At 71.5% G+C, this 21,568-nt stretch carries 22 protein-coding genes; 8 read left to right on the plus strand and 14 right to left on the minus strand.

Annotated features, from left to right (window positions below):
- Positions 1-121 precede the first annotated feature (121 nt).
- The 4 genes from argG to ACF1B9_RS15245 all read left to right on the plus strand — a co-directional run bounded on the left by argG (position 122) and on the right by ACF1B9_RS15245 (position 4,445).
- Positions 122-1,567 carry an argininosuccinate synthase gene (argG, locus tag ACF1B9_RS15230; RefSeq protein ID WP_391745225.1) on the plus strand — a complete coding sequence of 482 codons (1,446 nt, stop codon included), beginning with the start codon at positions 122-124 and terminating at the stop codon, positions 1,565-1,567.
- Positions 1,568-1,882: 315 nt separating this feature from the next.
- Entirely contained in the window at positions 1,883-3,277 is a 1,395-nt protein-coding gene (locus tag ACF1B9_RS15235) for a rhodanese-like domain-containing protein (RefSeq protein ID WP_391743885.1), read from the plus strand.
- A gap of 65 nt (positions 3,278-3,342) precedes the next feature.
- Positions 3,343-3,702 carry a rhodanese-like domain-containing protein gene (locus tag ACF1B9_RS15240; RefSeq protein WP_391743897.1) on the plus strand — a complete coding sequence of 120 codons (360 nt, stop codon included), beginning with the start codon at positions 3,343-3,345 and terminating at the stop codon, positions 3,700-3,702.
- On the plus strand, positions 3,699-4,445 hold the full coding sequence (locus tag ACF1B9_RS15245) for a sulfite exporter TauE/SafE family protein (RefSeq protein ID WP_391743883.1): 747 nt from the start codon (positions 3,699-3,701) through the stop codon (positions 4,443-4,445). The genes ACF1B9_RS15240 and ACF1B9_RS15245 overlap by 4 nt, the downstream gene beginning before the upstream one ends.
- A gap of 44 nt (positions 4,446-4,489) precedes the next feature.
- Here ACF1B9_RS15245 and ACF1B9_RS15250 read toward each other — a convergent pair whose 3' ends face one another.
- Positions 4,490-4,768 (minus strand): metal-sensitive transcriptional regulator, encoded by a 279-nt coding sequence (locus tag ACF1B9_RS15250; RefSeq protein WP_351083362.1) that lies wholly within the window; start codon positions 4,766-4,768, stop codon positions 4,490-4,492.
- Between the two features lie 100 nt (positions 4,769-4,868).
- Here ACF1B9_RS15250 and ACF1B9_RS15255 point away from each other — a divergent pair, with 100 nt between their 5' ends.
- Entirely contained in the window at positions 4,869-5,441 is a 573-nt protein-coding gene (locus ACF1B9_RS15255; RefSeq protein ID WP_391743881.1) for a rhodanese-like domain-containing protein, read from the plus strand.
- Between the two features lie 107 nt (positions 5,442-5,548).
- On the opposite strand, the gene ACF1B9_RS15260 is transcribed toward ACF1B9_RS15255, so the two are convergent.
- Complete coding sequence (locus ACF1B9_RS15260; RefSeq protein WP_391743880.1) at positions 5,549-6,844, minus strand: alpha/beta fold hydrolase; 1,296 nt, start codon at positions 6,842-6,844, stop codon at positions 5,549-5,551.
- Positions 6,845-6,951: 107 nt separating this feature from the next.
- Here ACF1B9_RS15260 and ACF1B9_RS15265 point away from each other — a divergent pair, with 107 nt between their 5' ends.
- Entirely contained in the window at positions 6,952-8,115 is a 1,164-nt protein-coding gene (locus tag ACF1B9_RS15265; protein WP_391743879.1) for an ABC transporter ATP-binding protein, read from the plus strand.
- A 43-nt stretch (positions 8,116-8,158) separates the two neighbouring features.
- Here the strand turns inward: ACF1B9_RS15265 and ACF1B9_RS15270 are convergent, their stop codons facing one another.
- Positions 8,159-8,473 carry a DUF2087 domain-containing protein gene (locus ACF1B9_RS15270; protein ID WP_391743878.1) on the minus strand — a complete coding sequence of 105 codons (315 nt, stop codon included), beginning with the start codon at positions 8,471-8,473 and terminating at the stop codon, positions 8,159-8,161.
- A gap of 40 nt (positions 8,474-8,513) precedes the next feature.
- On the opposite strand from ACF1B9_RS15270, the gene ACF1B9_RS15275 reads away from it, so the two are divergent.
- Entirely contained in the window at positions 8,514-9,488 is a 975-nt protein-coding gene (locus tag ACF1B9_RS15275) for an acetylxylan esterase (protein ID WP_391743896.1), read from the plus strand.
- A 112-nt stretch (positions 9,489-9,600) separates the two neighbouring features.
- Here ACF1B9_RS15275 and ACF1B9_RS15280 read toward each other — a convergent pair whose 3' ends face one another.
- The 4 genes from ACF1B9_RS15280 to ACF1B9_RS15295 form a co-directional block, all read right to left on the minus strand.
- Positions 9,601-10,548 carry an ABC transporter substrate-binding protein gene (locus tag ACF1B9_RS15280; protein WP_391743877.1) on the minus strand — a complete coding sequence of 316 codons (948 nt, stop codon included), beginning with the start codon at positions 10,546-10,548 and terminating at the stop codon, positions 9,601-9,603.
- Positions 10,545-11,222 (minus strand): ABC transporter permease, encoded by a 678-nt coding sequence (locus tag ACF1B9_RS15285; protein ID WP_391743894.1) that lies wholly within the window; start codon positions 11,220-11,222, stop codon positions 10,545-10,547. The genes ACF1B9_RS15280 and ACF1B9_RS15285 overlap by 4 nt, the downstream gene beginning before the upstream one ends.
- Positions 11,219-11,896 carry an ABC transporter permease gene (locus ACF1B9_RS15290; protein ID WP_391743875.1) on the minus strand — a complete coding sequence of 226 codons (678 nt, stop codon included), beginning with the start codon at positions 11,894-11,896 and terminating at the stop codon, positions 11,219-11,221. The genes ACF1B9_RS15285 and ACF1B9_RS15290 overlap by 4 nt, the downstream gene beginning before the upstream one ends.
- Before the next feature lie 130 nt (positions 11,897-12,026).
- Positions 12,027-12,503, minus strand: coding sequence for a winged helix-turn-helix transcriptional regulator (locus tag ACF1B9_RS15295; protein WP_391743873.1), 477 nt, complete (start codon positions 12,501-12,503; stop codon positions 12,027-12,029).
- Between the two features lie 96 nt (positions 12,504-12,599).
- Here ACF1B9_RS15295 and ACF1B9_RS15300 point away from each other — a divergent pair, with 96 nt between their 5' ends.
- Entirely contained in the window at positions 12,600-13,859 is a 1,260-nt protein-coding gene (locus ACF1B9_RS15300) for an MFS transporter (RefSeq protein ID WP_391743872.1), read from the plus strand.
- Between the two features lie 92 nt (positions 13,860-13,951).
- Here the strand turns inward: ACF1B9_RS15300 and ACF1B9_RS15305 are convergent, their stop codons facing one another.
- The 7 genes from ACF1B9_RS15305 to ACF1B9_RS15335 form a co-directional block, all read right to left on the minus strand.
- Entirely contained in the window at positions 13,952-14,398 is a 447-nt protein-coding gene (locus tag ACF1B9_RS15305; RefSeq protein ID WP_391743871.1) for a nitroreductase family deazaflavin-dependent oxidoreductase, read from the minus strand.
- 147 nt (positions 14,399-14,545) lie between these two features.
- Positions 14,546-16,144 carry a PucR family transcriptional regulator gene (locus tag ACF1B9_RS15310; protein WP_391743870.1) on the minus strand — a complete coding sequence of 533 codons (1,599 nt, stop codon included), beginning with the start codon at positions 16,142-16,144 and terminating at the stop codon, positions 14,546-14,548.
- 2 nt (positions 16,145-16,146) lie between these two features.
- Entirely contained in the window at positions 16,147-17,073 is a 927-nt protein-coding gene (locus tag ACF1B9_RS15315) for a serine hydrolase (protein ID WP_391743868.1), read from the minus strand.
- A complete protein-coding gene (gene menC, locus ACF1B9_RS15320; RefSeq protein WP_391743867.1) occupies positions 17,058-18,164 on the minus strand; it encodes an o-succinylbenzoate synthase in 1,107 nt (368 codons plus the stop codon). Before menC ends, ACF1B9_RS15315 begins: the two co-directional genes overlap by 16 nt.
- A complete protein-coding gene (locus tag ACF1B9_RS15325) occupies positions 18,161-19,018 on the minus strand; it encodes a GNAT family N-acetyltransferase (RefSeq protein WP_391743865.1) in 858 nt (285 codons plus the stop codon). The genes menC and ACF1B9_RS15325 overlap by 4 nt, the downstream gene beginning before the upstream one ends.
- On the minus strand, positions 19,015-20,154 hold the full coding sequence (locus tag ACF1B9_RS15330) for a M20 family metallopeptidase (protein WP_391743863.1): 1,140 nt from the start codon (positions 20,152-20,154) through the stop codon (positions 19,015-19,017). Before ACF1B9_RS15330 ends, ACF1B9_RS15325 begins: the two co-directional genes overlap by 4 nt.
- Before the next feature lies 1 nt (position 20,155).
- Positions 20,156-21,526: a serine hydrolase domain-containing protein gene (locus ACF1B9_RS15335; protein ID WP_391743861.1), complete on the minus strand. Its 1,371-nt coding sequence runs from the start codon at positions 21,524-21,526 to the stop codon at positions 20,156-20,158.
- Positions 21,527-21,568 lie beyond the last annotated feature (42 nt).

The raw sequence follows: 21,568 nt of genomic DNA on the forward strand, positions 1-21,568 counted from the left end.
TGGAGTTTTGCGACCAGAACTGCGATTCGTGAGGCACTGGCGATGCACTCACGCACCGACTCCAAGAGAGATGACCGCGTCGGACTTTGCATGATCATGCGAGATTATGCATACTCTTCCTATGTCTAAGGTCCTCACCTCCCTCCCCGCCGGCGAGCGCGTCGGCATCGCCTTCTCCGGCGGTCTCGACACCTCGGTCGCCGTCGCGTGGATGCGCGACAAGGGCGCCGTCCCGTGCACCTACACCGCCGACATCGGCCAGTACGACGAGCCCGACATCGCCTCGGTGCCCGGCCGCGCGAAGACCTACGGTGCCGAGATCGCGCGCCTGGTCGACTGTCGCGCGGCACTGGTCGAGGAGGGTCTGGCCGCGCTCACGTGCGGGGCGTTCCACATCCGCTCGGGCGGACGCGCCTACTTCAACACCACGCCGCTCGGCCGCGCCGTCACGGGCACCCTGCTGGTCCGGGCGATGCTTGAGGACGACGTACAGATCTGGGGCGACGGCTCGACCTTCAAGGGCAACGACATCGAGCGGTTCTACCGGTACGGCCTGCTCGCCAATCCGCACCTGCGGATCTACAAGCCCTGGCTGGACGCGGACTTCGTCACCGAACTCGGCGGCCGCAAGGAAATGTCGGAGTGGCTGGTCGCCCACGACCTGCCCTACCGCGACAGCACGGAGAAGGCCTACTCCACGGACGCCAACATCTGGGGCGCCACCCACGAGGCCAAGACCCTGGAGCACCTGGACACCGGCGTGGAGACGGTGGAGCCGATCATGGGCGTGCGGTTCTGGGACCCCTCGATCGAGATCGCCGCCGAGGACGTGACGATCGGCTTCGACCAGGGCCGGCCGGTGACGATCAACGGCAAGGAGTTCGCCTCCCCCGTCGAGCTGGTGATGGAGGCGAACGCCATCGGCGGCCGGCACGGCATGGGCATGTCGGACCAGATCGAGAACCGGATCATCGAGGCCAAGAGCCGCGGCATCTACGAGGCGCCCGGCATGGCCCTGCTGCACGCGGCGTACGAGCGCCTGGTCAACGCGATCCACAACGAGGACACCCTCGCCCAGTACCACAACGAGGGACGGCGCCTCGGCCGGCTGATGTACGAGGGCCGCTGGCTGGACCCGCAGGCCCTGATGGTGCGGGAGTCGCTCCAACGCTGGGTCGGCGCGGCCGTCACCGGCGAGGTGACGCTGCGGCTGCGGCGCGGCGAGGACTACTCGATCCTCGACACCACGGGCCCGGCGTTCAGCTACCACCCGGACAAGCTGTCCATGGAGCGCACCGAGGACTCGGCATTCGGCCCGGTCGACCGCATCGGCCAGCTCACCATGCGCAACCTCGACATCGCCGACTCGCGCGCCAAGCTGGAGCAGTACGCCGGGATCGGTCTGATCGGTACCGCCAATCCCGCCATCGGCGCCGCCCAGGCGGCCGCGACCGGGCTGATCGGCACCATGCCGGAGGGCGGCGCGCAGGCCATCGCCTCCCGCGGCGAGGTCTCCGGCGACGACGAGATGCTGGACCGCGCCGCGATGGAGTTCGGCACGGACTGACCAGTCCCGTCGGGCGCAACGCTCGACACCCCCGAGGGGAAAGCACCACCGGAGAAGGCCGGCCCGGCGCCCATGGCGCCGGGCCGGCCTTCTCCTTGTCCGGGCGCCGGCCACAGCGGTACCCGGTCGGCAGCTGCGGCGATCCGCCGGGACCGGCCGGATTCGACCGTCCACGATCGGCGCCGTCCCCGCCTCACACTCCCGCTTCCCGGCGTTGCCCATCTCTCACCCGAGCAAGATATACCCCCCGGGGTATCGATGTTAATCTGGAGGAGAGATACCCCCCGGGGTACACCGTACGGAAGGAGTCGTGTCGTGTTCTTCGTCGACACCATGGAGACAGCGGGCCTCGGCAACCGCAGCTATCTGGCGGGCGGGCAGCGGGCCGCCGTGGTCGTGGATCCGCCCCGCGACATCGACCGGGTCATCGCCGCGGCGGCCCGGCGCGGCGTGCGTGTCGCCCTCGTGGTGGAGACACATCTGCACAACGACTACGTGACGGGCGGCCTGGAGCTGGCGCGCGTCACCGGTGCGCGATATCTGGTGCCGGCCGCGGCGGAGGTCTCCTTCACCCGGGTCCCGGTGGCCGACGGTGACATCGCCCCGGTCGACGAAGGTCTCACGCTGCGCGCGCTCGCCACTCCCGGGCACACTCCGCACCACACGTCCTACGTGCTGGAGGAGGAAGGCCGGGCAGTCGCCGCCTTCACCGGTGGCTCGCTGCTGATCGGCGGCGTGGGCCGGCCCGACCTGGTGGAGCCTCGGCTCACCGCCGGACTGGCGCGCGCCCAGCACGCCTCCGCGCACCGGCTCGCCGACGAGCTCGAAGACACCGTGCCGGTTCTGCCGACGCACGGCTTCGGCAGCTTCTGTTCGTCCGCCCAGGGCGAGGGGGCGGCCACGACGATCGGCGAGGAGCGCAGCCGGAACGATGCGCTGGTCAAGGATGTCGACACCTTCGTCGCGGAACTGCTCGCCGGCCTCGACGACGTGCCCGCGTACTACGCGCACATGGGACCGGCCAATGCGGCAGGCCCCGCTCCGCTCGATCTGACCCCGCCGGATGCGGCCGACCCCGAGGAGATATCCCGGCGGCTCGCCGCGGGCGAATGGGTGGTGGATCTGCGCAGCCGGCTGGCGTTCGCCGAGGGCCATGTGGCCGGATCGTTCAACTTCGAGGGCGAGGGACAGCTCGCGACGTATCTGGCCTGGCTGATCCCCTGGGGCAAGCCTGTCACCCTGCTCGCGAGCACGGCTGCGGATGTCGCGCACGCGCAGCGGGAGCTGTCGCGCGTCGGCATGGGGCGGCCGGTGGCCGCCGCCACCGGCCGCCCCGAGGACTGGGTACGCGCACCGGCGGCGCTGCGGTCGTTCCGCAGATCCGACTTCGCGGGTCTGGCAGCCGCACGGGCGCGCGGCGAGGACCCGGTGGTTCTCGATGTGCGCAGGGACGCCGAGCACAGCGGCGGAGCGATCACGGGGGCGATGCACATTCCCGTGCACGAACTGCGCCGACGGCTGGACGAGGTGCCGCCGGGCGTCGTGTGGGTGCACTGCGCGGGCGGGATGCGGGCGGCGATCGCCGCGTCACTGCTGGATGCGGCGGGACGAGAGGTGGTGGCCGTCGACGACGGCTTCGACGGGGCGTCGGCAGCGGGCCTGAGCCTGACCGTCCCCCTCTCCGCCGACCCGGCCGCCACCACGGCCTGACCACCCGACGACCACACACCCGCACCCGCACCCGCACCCGAGGAGTGTTCTCCATGTCTTCCCTGATGTCCTTGTTCCGGCGCGGCCCCGGCCGCGTCACCCCTGCCGAGGCCGCCCGCATGACCACCGACGGTCCGGCTGTTCTGCTGGACGTACGTGAGTTGCCCGAGTGGAACGCCGGTCACGCGCCGGGGGCGATCCATCTGCCCCTGTCCCGGCTCACCGAGGGCGCGTCGCTGCCCGACTCGGCGACGGGCCGTCCGGTGGTGGTGATCTGTCGCTCCGGCAACCGGTCCCGACAGGCGGCCCGGATCCTCGCCGACCGCGGCGCCCAGGCCGTCGACGTCGTGGGCGGCATGACCTCCTGGGCGACTGAGGGGCTGCCGGTGCGCGACCGGCGCGGGGCGGCGGGCACCATCTCATGACGACGCTCATTCTGGCGCTGCTCGCCGGGGCGGTGGTCGGCCTGGCCCTCGGCGGACTGGGCGGCGGCGGAAGTGTTCTGGCCGTCCCCGCGCTGATCTATCTGCTCGGCTTCACCCCGGCCGCCGCCACCACTGCCGGGCTCCTCATCGTCATCGCCACGTCTCTCACCGGCCTCGTCGCCCATGCCAGACAGGGCAGGGTCCGCTGGCGTACGGGCGGGCTCTTCGCTGCGGCCGGAATCGTCCCGGCCGCCGTTGCCGGGGCCCTGTCCATGCGGATTCCGTCCGGGGTGCTGACTGCCGCGTTCGCCGTCCTCGCGGTGGTCGCCGCGGTCCGGATGCTCCGGCCGCGGGCCGAGGCCGCGCCGCAGGGCCCAGTGCCCGCCGGGCGGGCCGCACGGGCGGGTGCCGGACTCGGCGCCGTGACCGGGTTCCTGGGGGTGGGCGGCGGTTTTCTCGCGGTGCCCGCCCTGGTCACCGTGCTGGCCGTCCCGATGGCCTCGGCGGTCGGGACCAGCCTGCTGGTCATCACCGTGAACTCCACGGCGGCCCTGGTCACCCGCCTCGCCGCGCCCACCGCGCTGGACTGGGCGGTGATCGCCCCGTTCACGGCGGCGGCGGTCCTCGGGGCCTGGGACGGGCAGCGCCTGGCCTCGAAGGTGTCCACGGCCGCGCTCCAACGGATCTTCGGCGTGGTGCTGCTGGCCGTGGCCGTGTTCATGCTCGTCGACGCCGTGGCGTGAGAGCCACGACGTCGATCCACCGGCCGGCCGGTGCTGCCCCCGGCTCAGGCCAGTGAGAGAAAGAGCTTCTCCAGCCGCGTCCGCATCTGCTCGCGATCGGCGGGCTCACCGCCACCGTCGGCCATGCAGTGCTGCAGGCCCGTGGCGATGATCGCGAAACCGGCCCGGTCGAGCGCCCTGGAGACGGCCGCCATCTGGGTGATGACGTCCTCGCAGTCCCGGCCCTCCTCGATCATCCTGATGATCCCGGCGAGCTGGCCCTGAGCGCGGCGAAGGCGGTTGAGGACCGACTTCAGTTCGTCGGCCGCCATGTCGAGTTCCACACATCCTCCTCCTGATACCCCAAGGGGTATTCTACCCGAATGGGGAAGGAAGGGACCGAGTCCCTCCCCCAGCCCCGGTGAACGAAAGGAAACACTGCTCGTGACCAGCCCCCTCTCCCTCTCCCCCGCCCAGGCCGCGGCCCGTCTCGCGGAGTTCACCGTCATCGATGTGCGGGCTCCCGGCGAGTACGCCTCCGGGCACGTTCCCGGTGCCCTGAACATCCCGCTGGACCGCTTCCCCGAGGCCGTGCCCGCGCTGAAGTCCGCCGCGGCCCGCGGCTCGCTGCTCGTGGTCTGCGCCTCCGGCATCCGCTCGACCCGGGCCTGCGACATTCTCGCGGCGGCGGACATCGAGGCCGTCACGCTGTCCGGCGGCACCTCCGCCTGGGAGGGCGAGGGGCGCGATCTCGACCGTCCCGCCGGAGCACGGGCGGCGTGGCCGATGGATCGTCAGGTCCGGCTCGCCGCCGGTTCGCTCGTGGTGGCCGGACTGCTGGCCGGCGTGCGCTTCCCGGCCGCGCGCTGGGTCTCCGCCGGTGTGGGCTCCGGTCTCGTCTTCTCCGCCGTGACCAACACCTGCGGCATGGCGGCGCTCCTGTCGAAGCTGCCGTACAACCGCGCTCCGCGCTCGGCGACGGACCTGGACGCGACGCTGGAGGCCCTGCAGAGCTGAGCCGCCACGCACGGAGACGGCCCCCGTACGAGAATCACCCTCGGTGGCGTCAGGAGCCGGTCATGCACCCCGCATGACCGGCTCCTGACGTCGAGAAGGGGACGGGGTCAGGCCTCGTCCCGGACGAGGGCGAGCAGCCGGTCCAGTACCCGCGGTCCGCCCGCGCGCAGCCCGTCGTGCTCGAACTCGTCGGTGACCCAGGTACGGAGCCCGCGGATCGCCGCCGCCGTGCGCAGCGCGTGTCCGGTGTCGACATACATGTCGTCGTGGTAGACGGCGGCGGCGACCGGCACCTCGTTGGCGGCCAGGCGCGCGGGGTCGTACAGCGGTGCCCAGTCGGTACGGGCGGCCAGCAGTTCGGCGGTCTCGCGCAACGGGCGCAGCGCCGGGTCGACCTCGAAGTGCCAGGGGTGGATGCTTTCACCGGTGAAGAGCACCGGGCCGTCGCCCTTGAGCGCCTCGGCCGCGTCGAACTGCGGGAACTCGGCACGGACCCGCTCCGCGGCCCAGGCGGTGGGCCGTTCGCCCTGACCGTAGATCGCCTCGTGCATGAGCGCGTACAGCGGATGCCCGGCGAATGAAGCGGCCGTGCGCATGGCCTCCTGGAAGGTGTCGGACAGCTCGGTGCCGTGCGGCGTGCGGACGAAGGCGTTCTCCAGCAGATAGTGGAGCTGGTGGCTGCCGTTGCCACCGCCCAGCATGATGCCGAGGGACTGGAATGCCTCGGGCGTCAGACGGTGTCCGGCGCTGTCGGGGCGGTGCTCCGCGAGGTGAGCGGTGATCTCCCGGGCGCGCCCGGCATCCTGCGGGTAGCGGGCGTAGTGGGCCGCGACCTTGCGCTCGATCCGCGGGTAGGCGGCCCGGTAGACGTCGTCGGCGTGTGCGTCGAGCGAGGGCAGTCCACCGGTGATGAGCACGGACTTGAGGCCTTCGGGGGCGGCCGACAGGTAGCGGACGGCGCAGAAACCGCCGAAGGACTGGCCGAGTACCGTCCACGGTTCGCCGCCGGTCAGCTGCGGGCGGATCAGCTCGCAGTCGCGCACGATGCTGTCGGAGCGGAAGTGGGCGAGGTAGTCGGCCTGCTCGCGCGGGCCGCCGCGCAGCGGCAGGGTCTGCCGGTTGGCCGGGGTGGAGAGACCGGTTCCGCGCTGGTCCAGGAGCAGCACCCGGAACTCCCGCACGGCCCGTCCCAGCCATGCCTCCGTACCGATGAAGCGCCGGGCGCCGAAGCCGGGGCCGCCCTCCAGATAGACCAGCCAGGGCAGTTCCTCGCCGGTCCTGCCGCTCGCCACGGCTTCTCGGCCGAAGATCTCGATCTGCTCACCGCCCGGATCGGTGTGGTCGAGCGGGACCGTGAAATAGCGGTCGGTGAAGACGATGCCGGGATGCCGGTAGCTGCTCACAAGGTGCTCCTGAATCAGACGTTCCACGCACAGTTCAGCACACGGCCCGCGACACGGACGGTCGCGGCCGGTGTGCGGCCCGCCCGGAGGCCTCCTACCGTGCAGGAATGATCCGGTTCGAGCAGGTCAGCAAGGTCTACCCGGACGGTACGAGCGCGGTCGACGGACTCTCCTTCGAGGTCGCCGAGGGGGAGCTGGTCACCCTCGTCGGCCCGTCCGGCTGTGGCAAGACCACCACGATGATGATGGTGAACCGGCTGATCGAGCCTTCGTCCGGCCGGATCCTGGTCGGTGGCGAGGACGTCTCCGGCGTGGACCCGGTGAAGCTGCGCCGCGGGATCGGCTACGTCATCCAGCAGGTGGGGCTCTTCCCGCACCGCACGATCCTCGACAACACCGCGACCGTCCCCTCGCTCGTCGGCTGGAAGCGGGCGAGGGCCCGTGAGCGCGCGGCAGAACTGCTGGATCTGGTGGGCCTCGACCCGAAGACCTACGGCTCCCGCTACCCTGCCCAGCTCTCCGGTGGCCAGCGCCAACGAGTGGGCGTGGCACGGGCATTGGCCGCCGATCCGCCGGTGCTGCTGATGGACGAGCCGTTCGGCGCGGTCGACCCGGTGGTGCGGGAGCGGCTGCAGAACGAATTCCTGAGCCTGCAGGCCACCGTCAGGAAGACGGTCCTGATGATCACCCACGACATCGAGGAAGCGGTCCGGATGGGTGACCGCGTCGCGGTGTACGGAGCGGGGCGCATCGAGCAGTTCGACACCCCGGGGGCTGTACTCGGGTCTCCCGCGACTCCGTATGTGGCCCGGTTCGTCGGCGCCGACCGGGGCCTGAAACGTCTGTCGGTCACCACGATCGAGCCGGACGATCTGGAGGAGCCGCCGGTCGCCCGGCTGGACGAGCCGGTCCGGTCGGCGGCGGCGCGGCTGAGCGGTGCGGGTGCCCGTTGGGCGGTCGTACTGAACGGGGCGGGCGATCTGCACGGCTGGGTGGCGGCGGACGCGCTGCGGATCGCCGGGGAGTACGGCACGGTCGGGGACCTGGCCCGCAGGATGGACGCGTGGGTACCGGTCGGGGCTCCGCTGAAGCAGGCGTTCAGCGAAATGCTCCAGCACGACGCCGGATGGGTCGCGGTGCTGGACGGCTCACGGTTCCTCGGCGTGCTGACCCCGGCCAAGCTCCACGAGGCATTGCGCCGCTCGGTGGACGCCGACGCACAGGGCGTAGGACGGGACGAGGTGCGGTTCGACTCGGTGGCGGACGCGTAGGGCGCGCTGTACGGCGCACGCCACGCACCGGTCAGGACTCGCCCTACCGCCCGAGCCGGTAGCTGCTGCCGTCCTTCGGCCGGACCAGCAGTCCGGCGACGACCAGATGGCGGCGCAGTGCCGAGCAGTCCTCGTGCACCGTGAGCAGTGCCTCGTTGACCTCGCGTTCGGTGTAGGCCCGGTCCTGCTCGAAGAGCGTCGCGGCGAGGTGGACCAGCAACTGCTCGCGGCGGGCCGTCCTACGGGGGATCGCCGTCAGCCGGCCGTGCGAGAAGAGCGCCGCGACCTGGTGCGAACCGCTTGTTCCCAAGGCGCCCTCGTCCGCGTACCGCCCGCCCCGTACGGTGTGATCAACCATCCCCGCGGTGATCACTCACCCTGCGAAGAAGGCGGTCCTCATGTCCCTGTTCGATCTGCCGCTCGACGAGTTGCGCGACTACCGCAGCCGCTCGGTGGAACCGGAGGACTTCGACGCGTTCTGGTCGCAGACACTCGACGAGGCCCGGTCCCATGATCTCGGCGCCCGGTTCGAGCGGCGTACGGATACGGGGCTGACGACCGTGGACGTGTACGACGTGACGTTCGCGGGCTTCGCCGGGCACCCGGTCAAGGGCTGGTTCGTCCTGCCCGCGGGCACCACCGAACCACTGCCGGTGGTCGTGGAGTTCATCGGTTACGGCGGCGGGCGGGGACTGGCCCACACCCATCTGCTCTGGGCGTCGGCCGGTTTCGCGCACTTCGTGATGGACACCCGGGGCCAGGGCAGCGGCTGGTTGGTCGGCGACACCCCCGACCCGGTGGGCAGCGCGCCCTCGTTCCCCGGTTTCATGACCCGAGGCATCGAGGATCCGCACGCGTTCTACTACCGGCGTGTGTTCACCGACGCGGTACGAGCGGTGGAGGCGGCGCGCTCGCATCCCCTGACCGACGCGACACGCACCGCGGCCCTCGGTGTGAGCCAGGGCGGTGGCATCACGCTCGCCGTCGGCGGACTGATACCCGACCTCGTGGCGATCGCGCCGGACGTCCCGTTCCTGTGCGACTTCCCCCGCGCGCTCACCGTCACCGACCGCACCCCGTACCGCGAGGTGGGCAACTACCTCAAGACGCACCGGGGCCGCGCGGAGCGGGCGCGGGCCACCCTGTCCTACTTCGACGGAGTGCACTTCGCCGCGCGCGGGCGGGCACCCGCGCTGTTCTCGACCGCCCTGGAGGACATGACCTGCCCGCCCTCGACCGTCTTCGCCGCCTTCAACGCCTACGCCCACCAGGACAAGGACATCGAGGTGTACGACTTCAACGACCACGAGGGCGGCGGGCCGTTCCAGCAGGCCGTGCAGTTGGGCTGGCTGCCCGGCAGGCTGAGGACCTGACCCGCGAAGCCGTGACGTCGGGGCCGGGGAGATCTGCCCGCCGGTGAGCCTCTCCGGTCACAGCACGGTGCGCGTACCGGCGTCGGGCGCCGGGCTCTTCGCGGACACCGCCTCAGGGCCGGATGAGATTCTTGGACTCCAGATACGCACGTGCCACGTCCTCGGGCAGCCGTCGCCGGCTGTCGACCCGTTCGTCGAGCCGGGCCAGGTCGGCGGTGGTCAGTACGGTGTTGAGCTTGCCCAGCGCCTTGCGTACGCCTGCGCCGCCCGCACGGGACCGGTTGACGACGGGGACGAGGTAGTCGGCGTTCTGCAGGTGCTTGTCGTCGGCGAGCAGAACGAGGCCGAAGTCGTCCAGGGTGGCGTCGGCGGTGGTGGTCAGCACCATCTGGTCCTGCCCCTTCTGGACGGCCTGTTTGGCCTGAGTGGTGCCGACGCCCTTGGGGTCCACGGCGGTGACGCGGATGCCGTAGGTCTTCCGCAGCCCGGGTGCGCAGTAGGGGCGCTGAACGCATTCGTCACCGGCGGCCAGCCGCACGGGCAGCCCTGACCGGCCCAGATCGCTGAGGGTCTTCAAACGGTGCTTCGCCGCGTACGGAGCTGCGACCGCGAAGGCGTTCTGGTCGACGGCGCGCCCGGGGTCGAGCACGGTGAGGCCACGCGGTTCGGCGAGGGCGCGCAGGGCCCTCATGGTGGCGGCGAGGTCGGGCGAACCGACCGGGGCCGCGTCCGCGCCGTTCTTCCTGGCGTTCAGCCAGTCGGCGAAGGTGGCGGCGTACTCCGGCACGACATCGATCTGGCCGCTCTCCAGCGCCGGTTCGTAGATCTCGCGGTTGGAGACGGAGATGATCTTCGTGGAGTAGCCGGCCCGGCCGAGCAGAGCGGCGTACATCTGGGCAAGGAGATCGCTCTCGGTGAAGCCGGCGGAGCCGATGGTGAGGTGTTTGCTGTCGCCCGGCGGTGCGGTGACCTCGCCCCGGTTCTCCAGGGAGGGACCGGTCGTGCAGGCGCTCGCGGGCAGGAGCACCAGGAGAGCGGAGAGTGCCGGGAGCGGCCTCATCCCGGTCCCTCGCCGCGGCCCCGGTCGGGGGCGAGCCGCTGCACCACTTCGAAGAGCCCTTCGACGGCGAGGGCGAAGGCGGCGACGAGAACGGCCCCGGCCACGACCTGCGGGGTCGAGGCGAGGTTGAAGCCCGCGGTGATGATGCGGCCCAGTCCGCCGCCGCCCGCCAGCGCCGCGAGGGTGGCGGTGGCGACGAGTTGGACGGCGGCGATCCGTACGCCGGTGAGAATCAGCGGCAGGGCGAGCGGCACCTCGACACCCAGCATCAGCTGCCTGCCCGTCATGCCCATCCCCCTGGCCGCCCGCACGACGTCGCGGTCGACCTCTCGCATGCCCACGTAGGCGTTGGTGAGCAGCGGCGGTACGGCGAAGAGTACGAGGGCGATGACGGTCGGCCACTCGCCGTGCCCGCCGATCGGGGTGAGGAGCAGCAGCACCAGCACGGCGAAGGTGGGCACGGCCCGGCCGATGTTGGAGAGGTTGACGGCGAGCGCGCCGCCCCTGCCGAGATGGCCGAGGACCAGGGCGACGGGCAGCGCGATCAGACAGCTGATCAGCAGGCAGACGACCGTGAGGAACAGATGCTGGCCGAGCCGGTTCCAGATGCCGCCGTCGCCCGACCAGTGCGCCGCGGTCGTGAGCCAGGTCCAGGCGTCGGCGAGGGTGTTCACGGCCGCCTCCGGGTCCACGGCGTCAGGATGCGCTGCAGGAGAAGGAGCATCAGGTCGGCGGCGACGGCGATGAGGACGCAGAGGACGGAGGCGGTGAGCACCTGGGCCTTGAAGTACGTGTTCATCCCGGAGTAGATGAGGTTGCCGAGTCCGCCGTACCCGACGATCGCACCGACCGTGACCAGGGAGACCGTGGAGACGGTCGCGATACGCAGTCCGGCCATGGCGGCCGGCAGGGCGAGCGGAAGTTCCACGGCGACGAGCAGCCTCACCGGCCCGTATCCCATGCCGCGCGCGGCCAGCCGGGTCTCCTCGGGCACGGCCCGCAGCCCGGCCAAAATGTTCCGGACGAGCAGGGTGAGCGAGTACAGGACGAGTCCGGCGACGACGAGCGACGCGGAGAGTCCGTACACCGGCAGCAGCAGCGAGAACATGGCGAGCGAAGGCACGGTGTACAGGATCGTCGTCACGCCGAGAACCGGGCCCGCGGCCCAGCGCCGGTGGCGGGCCGCGAGGGCGAGCGGAACGGCGAGGGCCAGCCCGATGAGTACGGAGACCGCGGTGAGCTGGAGGTGCTCGACGACGGCGTCGCGGAGGATCTCGCGACGGCTGCTCAGATAGGCACCGCAGAGCCACTCATTGCGCGCGAGGCAGTCGTCGGGAGGCGCGGTCACCCGTCCATTGGAGCGTGGGCAGGCGAGCGGACGCGCGTCCTGATCGGCTGTCCGGGGGGCGTGCGGGCCGGCAGGCGTGCGAGGCCGGTGGCGTGGAGGGCGGCACCTCCGGGACGGGCGGCCCCTCGACCTATTCGGAGGCCGCTGACCGCGCCGCGGGCCGCTGGACCTTCTGCACCGTGACGTCGTCCGGTCCGAGCCGCCGCCCGTCCGCGGAGTGGATCTCCAGCGCCCGGGGCGGGCGGCCGTGCCGCAGATCGACCATCTCCGAATGCGGTTCGTCCGGTTCGAAGAAGTGCCCCTCGCCCCACTGCCGCAGCGCCACGATCACCGGGAAGAGATCCCGGCCCTTGGCCGTCAGCACGTACTCGTGGTACACGCTGCCGTCGGCCGCCGGGACCATGTCGAGGATGCCGCCCGTGACCAGCTCACGCAGGCGCGCCGCGAGGATGTTCTTCGCCACGCCGAGACTGCGCTGGAACTCCCCGAAGCGGCGGCTGCCGTCGAACGCGTCGCGGACGATGAGCAGCGACCACCAGTCGCCGATCGCGTCGACCGAACGAGCCACCGGGCAGTCGCTGTCGTTGAAGCGTGTCCGCTTGACCATGCCGTTCCCCTTCACACCATCGGTTGTAACATGCTACCAGCCGGGCTACGGTCCTCGTGGTAGCAAGTTGCAACCAATTCGATCGAAGGGGGCCCCATGGCCGACAGCGGGACGACGACGAGAACCGGGAACACGAGCGGGGGGACACCGGCGAGCGCACTGGCCGGACGCACGACGCTGCTGTTCGCGGTCGCGTCCGGTGCGGCGGTGGCCAATGTCTACTTCGCGCAGCCCCTTCTGGTCACCCTGAGCCGGGACGTCGGGATCAGTGCGGCGACCGTCGGCATCGTCGTCACCCTCACCCAGATCGGCTACGGGCTCGGACTGTTCCTGCTCGTGCCGCTCGGCGATCTCGTCGACCGGCGGAGCCTCGTCGTGACCCAGCTGGCACTGCTGGCAGCGGCGCTCATCGCCACCGGCACCGCCGCCACCGCACCGATCCTGCTGGCCGCCCTGGCAGCCGTCGGCCTTCTCGCCGTGGTGACCCAGACCCTCGTGGTCTTCGCCGCATCGCTGTCCGCCCCGGAACGGCGCGGCCGCGCGGTCGGCCTGGTCACCAGCGGAATCGTCATCGGAATCCTGCTCGCCCGCACGGTCTCCGGTGCGCTGGCCGACTTCGCGGGCTGGCGATCGGTCTACCTCACCTCCGCGGCGCTGACGCTCGTGCTCGCCCTGGCCCTGTACCGGGTGCTGCCGCGACGCCCGGCGGCGCCCTCTGCCATGCGGTACACGCGGCTCCTGCGCTCGACGCTCATGCTGTTCGCAGAGGAGCGCGTACTGCGGGTCCGCGCCCTGCTCGCCCTGCTGGTCTTCGCCGCCTTCAGCACCTTGTGGAGCTGTGTCGCGCTCCCGCTGAGCGCACCGCCGCTGTCGCTGTCGCACACCGCGATCGGAGCGTTCGGGCTCGCGGGGGCAGCGGGCGCGCTCGCGGCGGCTCCGGCGGGACGCCTGCACGACCGCGGTCTCGCCGGACGGACGACCGGTATCGCCCTGGGCCTGCTCACCGTGTCGTGGCTCCCGCTCACCCTCACCCAGCAGTCACTCTGGGCGCTGGCGATCGGCGCGGTCCTCCTCGATCTCGCCGTGCAGGCCGTCCACGTCACCAACCAGAGCCTGATCTACGCGATCCGCCCCGACGCCGGGAGCCGTCTGATCGGCGGATACATGATCTTCTACTCGGTCGGCAGCGCCACGGGCGCCCTCGCCTCGACGACCGTCTACGCGAGGGCCGGGTGGGGCGCGGTGTGCATACTCGGCGCCGCGTTCAGCGCACTCGCGCTCGTCGTCTGGGCGGCGACCCGCACGGGCATGCCCGCGGCAGGCCCGGCGGGGGCGTCCACCACGCCCGCCGGCTGAGCGGGCGGGTGCCGAGCGTGGCCTGCCTGGCACGGCCGTGTCGAAGACGGGGAGACGCCGCGGGCAACGGCGGCGCCTCCCCTGTGCGGTCGTCAGTGCTGCCCGGCCGCCGGTTCCAGCACGAAGACCGGAATCTGCCGGTCGGTCTTGAGCTGGTAGTCGGCATAGTCGGGGAACGCGTCGACCGCGCGCTGCCACCACACCGCCTTCTCCTCACCGGTGACCTCACGGGCGTTCATGTCCTGCCGGACCGGGCCGTCCTGCAACTCCACCCTGGGGTCGGCGACCAGGTTGTGGTACCAGACCGGGTGCTTGGGAGCGCCGCCCTGCGAGGCGACCACGGCGTACGTGCCGTCGTGCTCGACCCGCATGAGCGGGGTCTTGCGGATCTTGCCGCTCCTGGCCCCGCGGGTGGTCAGGATGATCACCGGCAGGCCCCGCATCATGGTCCCCTCGGTACCACCGGAACTCTCGAACAACTCGACCTGATCGCGGACCCACTGCGCGGGGCTCGGCTCGTACTCGCCCTTGAGAGGCATGGCATCTGTCCCATCGTCGGCATTCGGTGGTGCGCATACGCGGACACGCGGGTCTTGGTCTATCCCGTCGCTCCGAGAACTCTTTCATCATCGTGCCCGCCCGGGACGGGGGCGCAACCGCGTGTCATGACGACAGACGTAGCGGGTTCAAGGGCGCGGCGGACTCAGCCGCAACTGCAGCATCGCTTCGAATCTGGCCTCCGGATCGTCGAGGTCGATGCCCGCCACCACGGCCAGCCGTCTGAGCCGGTACCGGAAGGTGTTGGGGTGGATGTGGACGGCGGCAGCGGCGGCGGCCACATCGCCGAAGGTGCTCAGCCAGGCCTCCAGGGTGTCCGTGAGGGCGGTGTGGTGCTGGGCGTCGTACGCGCGCAGCCGGACGACCGGGCCGTCGGGGAGGTCGTCCTCGGCGGCGATCCGGTCCGTGAGCTCCTCCAGCAGCGAGGCGGCGTAGACGTCCGACAACCGAGCGGACCGTCGCGGGGAGCGGCCGGATCCCAGGACCCGCAACGCCCGGTCCGCGTCGGCGCGGGAGCGGCGCAGCTCGGCCGGGCGGGCGGCGAGTCGGCCTATGCCGATGACGGCGGGGACACGGTCGCCCACGCGGCCGAGGAACGCATCGGCCACCCGTAGCGCGTGCTCGTCCGAACTCGTGGGCAGGACCGCGTAGGTGACGCCCCCCAGCGAGGCCGCGGCCGTCCGGGGATGGATCGCGGCCAGATGCAGGGCGAGGGACTCGGCGACGCGGTGGCCCGCGGCCACCCGGTCGGGCGCCGAGGGCTCACCGGTCACGGCGAGTGCCAGTACGCAGGCGGACTGGGCGGACAGGCCCAGCCGCACGGCGGCCTGCGAGGCGTGGGGGCCGCCCTCCAGGACCGTGGCGAGCAGGTCCGCGCGCAACCGCCGTTCGACGTCCTCGCCCGTGCGGTGACGCAGCAGATGCAGGGCGGCCACTTTCGCGGCCTCGTGCAGGGCCTGCGTACGGTCCTCGCTCAGCGGTCCGTCGACCACGACCCAGATCGATCCGAGGATCTCGCCGCCCGCGCGGACGGCGATCGCGACCCGGGGCTTGTCGGAGATGCCGGCCACATAGACGGGTTCCTCCTTGCGGTAGATGGCCTGGAAGGCGCCGAGTTGCTCCAGGGCGCGCAGTTTCTCGGCGGGCACCTGGCGGTCGAGGATGGTGGCGATCCTGGCGTCGTCGCCCTCGTCCTGCCTGCTGGAGAAGGCGAGCACCCGGCCCCCGCGGTCCTCCACGGTGACCGGGCCGTCCAGCAGCCCGGCCGTCGCGTTGGCCAGCGCGAACAGGTCACCGGCGAGCGGCTCGGCGCCGTCGGCCTCGTCGGGGCCACCGACCGTGCCCAGTTCGTCCGCGGCGAGCAACGACCGCAGCAGCGCGGCCACCTGGGCCCAGGACGCGCCGGGCGTCAGTCCGAGCACGGTCAGGCCCGTGCGCGCGGCGGCCTCGGAGACGGGTCCTTCCACCGGGACCGGGGACCGGACCACCACGGCCACCGCGCCGAGCCCGGCCGCCCGGTCGACCAGGGCGGCGACCGGCTCGGCGCCGTACACCCCGACGCCGAGCACCACCGCGCCGGGCAGCCTGGCGGGCTCGTCCAGCGGGTCCTGGATGAGAACTCCACTGACGGTGCGGGCCGGGTCGGCTTCTCCGGCCACCACCTCGATCAACGTCGAACCCAGATCGCTGAGGATCCGGCCGAGCACGGCTCGTGGCTGCTCCGTCATCGTCACAAGGTAGTTGATCGGAGTTCGTCGACGGCGAGCCGTGCCACCTGTCCGATCACGCGGTCCGCCCGGGGATTGCGGAAGTCGGGGATGTCGGACCGGGTGAAGACGGCCACCGCCCAGCGTCCGCCGCCGAGGGCCTCGACGACCCCGGCCTCGTTGCGCCAGCCCGGCAGCGTTCCGGTCTTGCCCGCGAGGCGGTAGCCGTCGTCGAAGCCGGACGACAGCCGGTGCGGCCAGATCTGCTGCGCCATCACGGCCCGCACCTCGGCGCACGCCTCGGCCGGCCCGGCCTCGTCACGCCAGACGAGGGCCAGCAGTTCGGCGATGTCACGGGCCGTGCCCCGGGTGGTACGCCGGGGCACGCACACCGACAGCTCCATGACCTTCTCCGGCCCCTGCGCGGTCAGTGCGGCCATCCTCGCGTGTGCCTCGACCTCGGTGGTCACACCGAGATCGGCGAAGAGCGAGCTGGTCAGCTCCAGACAACCACCGATCAAATGGGTCTGTCTCCGCCCCAGTTCGGCGAGCATCACGTTCACCGTGTCGAGCCCGACCCGGTCCAGCACGACATCGGTGGCGGCGTTGTCGCTCATCGTCATCATCATGTGGACCAGGTCCCGCAGGCTCATCCCGACCGGGTCGGCGCAGCCCGAGGTGCCGATGCCGCCGTCGCGGTACTTCGGATCCACCTCGTGGCGCTCGGTCCGCTCCAGCCGTCCCGCCGCTGCCTCGCGGGCATAGGCGAGGGCGACCGGAATCTTGAAGACGGAGGCCAGGCAGACCGGTTCGTCCGCCGCGACGGCGATCGTCCGTTCGCCGTCGATGTCCCGGGCGAAGAAGAATCCCTCGACACCGGCTTCGTCGAATGCCGTCCGGATCCGTGCCTCGACGGTGGCGGACCGGTCGGCGGTCATCGGCTGATCCATTCGGTGGTCTCCGTCACTTCGGCCAGTTGCCCGGGGACCGGCGAGAGTCCGAGGCCGGGCGCGCGCGGCACGTCGAGATGGCCGTCCTTCAGCACGAACGGCTCGGTGATGTCGGTCCGGTAGTACCGGTCGGAGGCCGAGGTGTCACCGGGCAGAGTGAAGCCGGGCAGCGCGGCGAGGGCGACGTTGGCGGCCCGGCCGAGGCCGGTCTCCAGCATTCCGCCGCACCAGACGGGGACACCGTGCGCGGCGCACACGTCGTGGATCCGCCGGGCCTCCAGATAGCCGCCGACCCGCCCCGGCTTGATGTTGACGACCGAGCAGGCACCCATCGCGATCGCGTCGGCCGCCGAGCGGGCCGAGACAATGGACTCGTCCAGGCAGATCGGGGTGTTCACCCGCTCGGCCAGTCCCGCGTGGCCCCGGATGTCCTCCTCGTCCAGGGGCTGTTCGATCAGCAGCAGTCCGTACGGGTCGAGCCGGGCCAGCTGTGCGGCGTCGGCCAGGGTGTACGCGGTGTTGGCGTCCACCTGGAGCAGTACGTCGTCGCCGAAACGCTCCCGGACCGCGCGCACCGGTTCCACGTCCCAGCCGGGCTCGATCTTCAGCTTGATCCGCAGATAGCCCTCGGCCAGATAGCCGTCGACGGCATCCAGCAGTGTGGGGATCGAATCCATGATCCCGACCGACACTCCGGCCGGTACCCGTTCGGCCGTTGCCCCGAGCCATTGCCCCATCGACAGTTCATGGGCGCGCAGCCAGGCGTCCAGCACCGCGGTCTCCAGCGCGGCCTTGGCCATCCGGTGCCCCTTGAACGCGGCCAGTGCCGGTGCGACCGCCCAGGGGTCGAGCTCCGGGAGGGCGGCGAGCGCGGGCACAAGATAGCTGCGCAGCACATCCGCGGCGCCTTCTGTGTACTCCGAGGAGTACAGCGGATCGGCCATGGTGACGCATTCGCCGTAGCCCTCGTGGTGCTCGGTCTCGACCCTGATCAGCAGGATCTCCCGGGTGGTCATGGTGGCGAACGAGGTCCGGAACGGTGCGACCAGCGGCATCGCGATCCGGCGCAGTTCCACACCGACGAGCTTCATGCCTGCTTCTCCTGACGTTTGTCGATCACGTACCAGCCGTCCCGGGTGAATCCGGCGACGGTGTGCCCCTCGGCCATCAGGCCGCCGAGCACCTCGCGCAGCGCGTATCGCCATGCGCGGGCCAGAGGTGGGTCGATGCGGCGCAGCGTCTCGATCTCGGCGGGGATCCGGACCAGGACGGTGTCGCCGTCCCGGCGCCCGATGGCGGGACCGCCGTCGGGTTTGGCGTCCAGGCCGACCACCGCGTGTTCGCCCGCGGTGTCGACCGTGACACGGCGGGGTGTGCCCGCGGCGGATCCGACGGCGTGTTCGCCGGTCAGTTCCCAGAGGACCATCAGACGGTCCGTCTCGGTTCCGGCATTGACCTCGTCCTGCATCGCGCCGTAGAAGTCGGCCAGGTACTCGCTCGGCACCGCACCCAGTTTGGCCAGGTTGAAATAGGCGTTGCGGCTGATCAGCGGGTCGAAGGTCCAGGTGACCGCGGTGATGCCGCGGCTCAGGGCCCAGGCCCGCTGATGCAGTTTGACGGCGTGGCCGACGTTGCGGCCCCGGGCGCTGTCGTCCACTCCGGCGATGTGCGAGTGCAGCCCGGCGGTGGCCAGGAAGCCCAGGCAGAATCCGACCATCCGGCCCTCCTGGTGGACACCGACGACATAGCTGCCGGAGTGGGCGAAGACCCGCAGCAGCTCCGGAGTGATCAGCGGATTTCCGGGGTCGGGCCGCCAGACCCGGTCCAGCACCTGGCAGGCCGTCCGCATCTCGTCCAGTCCGTGCAGCTCCGTGACGGTGACGCCGGCCCGGTGCGCCGCCTGGTCCGCGGCGGCGGCCGCGGCGACGGCCTCCGTGCCGTTCACGATCTCACCCGGCCTGCCGGCGGCTCGCGTACGAGCGAGGCCACCAGGAGGGCGACCAGCGCCGCGCGGCGGGGCAGTTCGGCGACGACCACATGCTCGTCGTCCGCGTGCGCCCCACCGCCCACGGCTCCGAGCCCGTCGAGCGTGGGCGTGCCCGCTCCAGCGGTGATGTTGCCGTCGGAGCCGCCGCCGACCGCCACCCCGCGCAGAGGGCCGAAGCCCAGCTCCTGGTAGCTGCTTCGGGCCAGTTCGAACAGTTCCGCCGAGGCGCTCGTCTGCAGCGGCGGCCGGTCGGGGCCGCCGGACCACGTGAGCGAGGCGCCCGCGAGCACCGACGGGAGGGCCCGCACGGCACGGTCCACCCGTTCCTGTTCGGCGGCGGTCTCCACCCGGACGTCGACCAGCAGCCGGGCACCGTCGGGCACCGTGTTGCGGGTGGTGCCGGAGGAAGTCACGGTCGGCGTGACCGTGGTGCCGGTGGCGGGGTCGGCGAGCGCGGACAACGCCAGTACCTGGTGGGCCAGTTCGACGGTCGTGTTGACGCCGCGGTGCGGTTCGAGACCGGCGTGCGCCGCGCGTCCGGCGATGTTCAGTTCGTAGCCGGACACGCCCTTGCGCGCGGTTTTCAGTGCGCCGCCCTCGCTCGCCTCCAGGACGAGTACGGCCCGTGTGCGGCGGGCCTCGGCCTCGATCAGGGCGCGCGAGGTCGGGGAGCCGATCTCCTCGTCGCCGGTGAGCAGGACCGACACCCCGTCCAGGTCGTCGAGCACCGACAGTGCGTGGAACAGCTGTGCGACGCCGGCCTTCATGTCGAAGCAGCCGGGTCCGGTCAGCCGGCCGCCGGCCACTGCGAAGGGGTGACCGGCCAAGGAGCCCACCGGCCACACCGTGTCGAAGTGGCCGAGCAGCAGCACCCGGTCGCCGGAGCCGAAGCGCCAGCGCAGAGCGGGCCGTCCCGAGCCGTCGAGCCACTCGGGCGCCGCGCCGGTCAGCCGGGTTCCGAGCCCGGCGACGACCCGGGCGCAGTCGGCGACGGCGGCCAGGTCCTCACTGGGCGACTCGGTACGGACCAGCGCCTCGATGTCGGCCAGCAGGCCCGGCAGCCCCGCCTCCAGGGCGGTGGCGATTGCGCTCACGTCAGCCCACCTTGGGGGTCGCGCGGCCACCGTGGTGGAGGTAGGGCGTGCCGTCGGCGAGTGTGTAGAACACGACCGGGACCCAGACCTTGAGGCCCGGTCGCTGCACCACGAACAGCCCCGGCTCGACCGGGTGCAGCTCGTACTCCTGCTCCGTGTCGGAGATCAGTCCGGCGAGCGGTCCCGTGATCCGGTCGAGCATCACCAGGCCGCCGTCCCGCTCCACGATCTCCACCCTGCTGGAGAGCCGCTGGTAGACGCCGACGTAGTCGGCGGGGTCCACCGCCACCGGATCCGTCGCCGGCCGGATCGTGCCGCGCATCGTCACCCCGGCCAGCTCCTGGACGATCTCCGCGAACACGTCCCGGTAGAGGCTCATGGTGTCGCCGCCGTTGGTGAGCAGGCAGACCGCCAGATCGGCCTCGGGCAGCACCCGCAGGAACGCGCTCTGCCCGATCGTGCCGCCGTCGTGTCCGTACACCCGCTGCCCGTCCCAGGTGTCGAGGAACCAGCCCAGCCCCCAGGCCTGGGCCAGGAGGTAGGGGTCGGGTACCTCGACCTGCGGGGTCTGCATGGCGGTGGCGCCCTCGGCCGAGAGGATCTTGGTGCCGTCCTCGGTGACGCCGTTGTCGAGGTGCAGCCGGGCGAACTTCAGTACCTCGCGCGGCGTCGAGCAGATCAGTCCGGCCGGTCCGGCCGAACGCATCAACCCCCACTGCGGGGCCTGCACCGGCGGGTCCCCCAGGTGCCCGATGGCGGCCCGGAAGCGCAGTGCCTCCTCCGGCAGGGTCACGGTGTGCGTCAGGCCCAGCGGACGGAACAGGCGCTCCCGCATCAGCTCGTCCCACTGGACGCCCGTGACGACTTCCAGGACCCGGCCGAGGAGCGTGAAGCCCGCGTTGCAGTACGACATGGTGGCACCGAGCGGGTGGTTGGGGGTGGCGTCGCCGAGCTGCGCGACGTACTTCTCCAGGCAGTCGTCGCCCCGGCCGGTGTCGGTGAACAGGTCGCCGTCGATCCCGCTGGTGTGGTCGAGGAGATGACGGAGCGTCACACTGTTGGTCAGTTCCTCGTCGGCGAGCCGCAGTTCGGGAAGTACGGAGAGGAGGGGCGCGTCCAGTTCGAGCAGGCCCTCGTCGACCAGGGCCATCGCCACGGTGGTGGTCCACACCTTGGAGATCGAGCCGATCTGGAACAAGGTGTCGGTGGTCGTCCCGATCCCGGCGTCGGTGTTGGCCAGTCCGACGGCGGTCTCGGCGATCAGTTCGCCGCGGTGCAGGATGCCGAGACTGGCGCCGGGGACGGAGTGGCGGGCGGTCAGTTCGGTGAGGCGGGCGGTCCAGCGGGCTGACAGGGCGGTGGTGTCGGTCATGTTCGGCTCCCATTCCGTTTCGTTTCGTTCCGCTTCGTTCGG

Origin of the sequence: Streptomyces sp. NPDC014727 (assembly GCF_043083485.1) — a bacterium.
GTDB lineage: Bacteria > Actinomycetota > Actinomycetes > Streptomycetales > Streptomycetaceae > Streptomyces.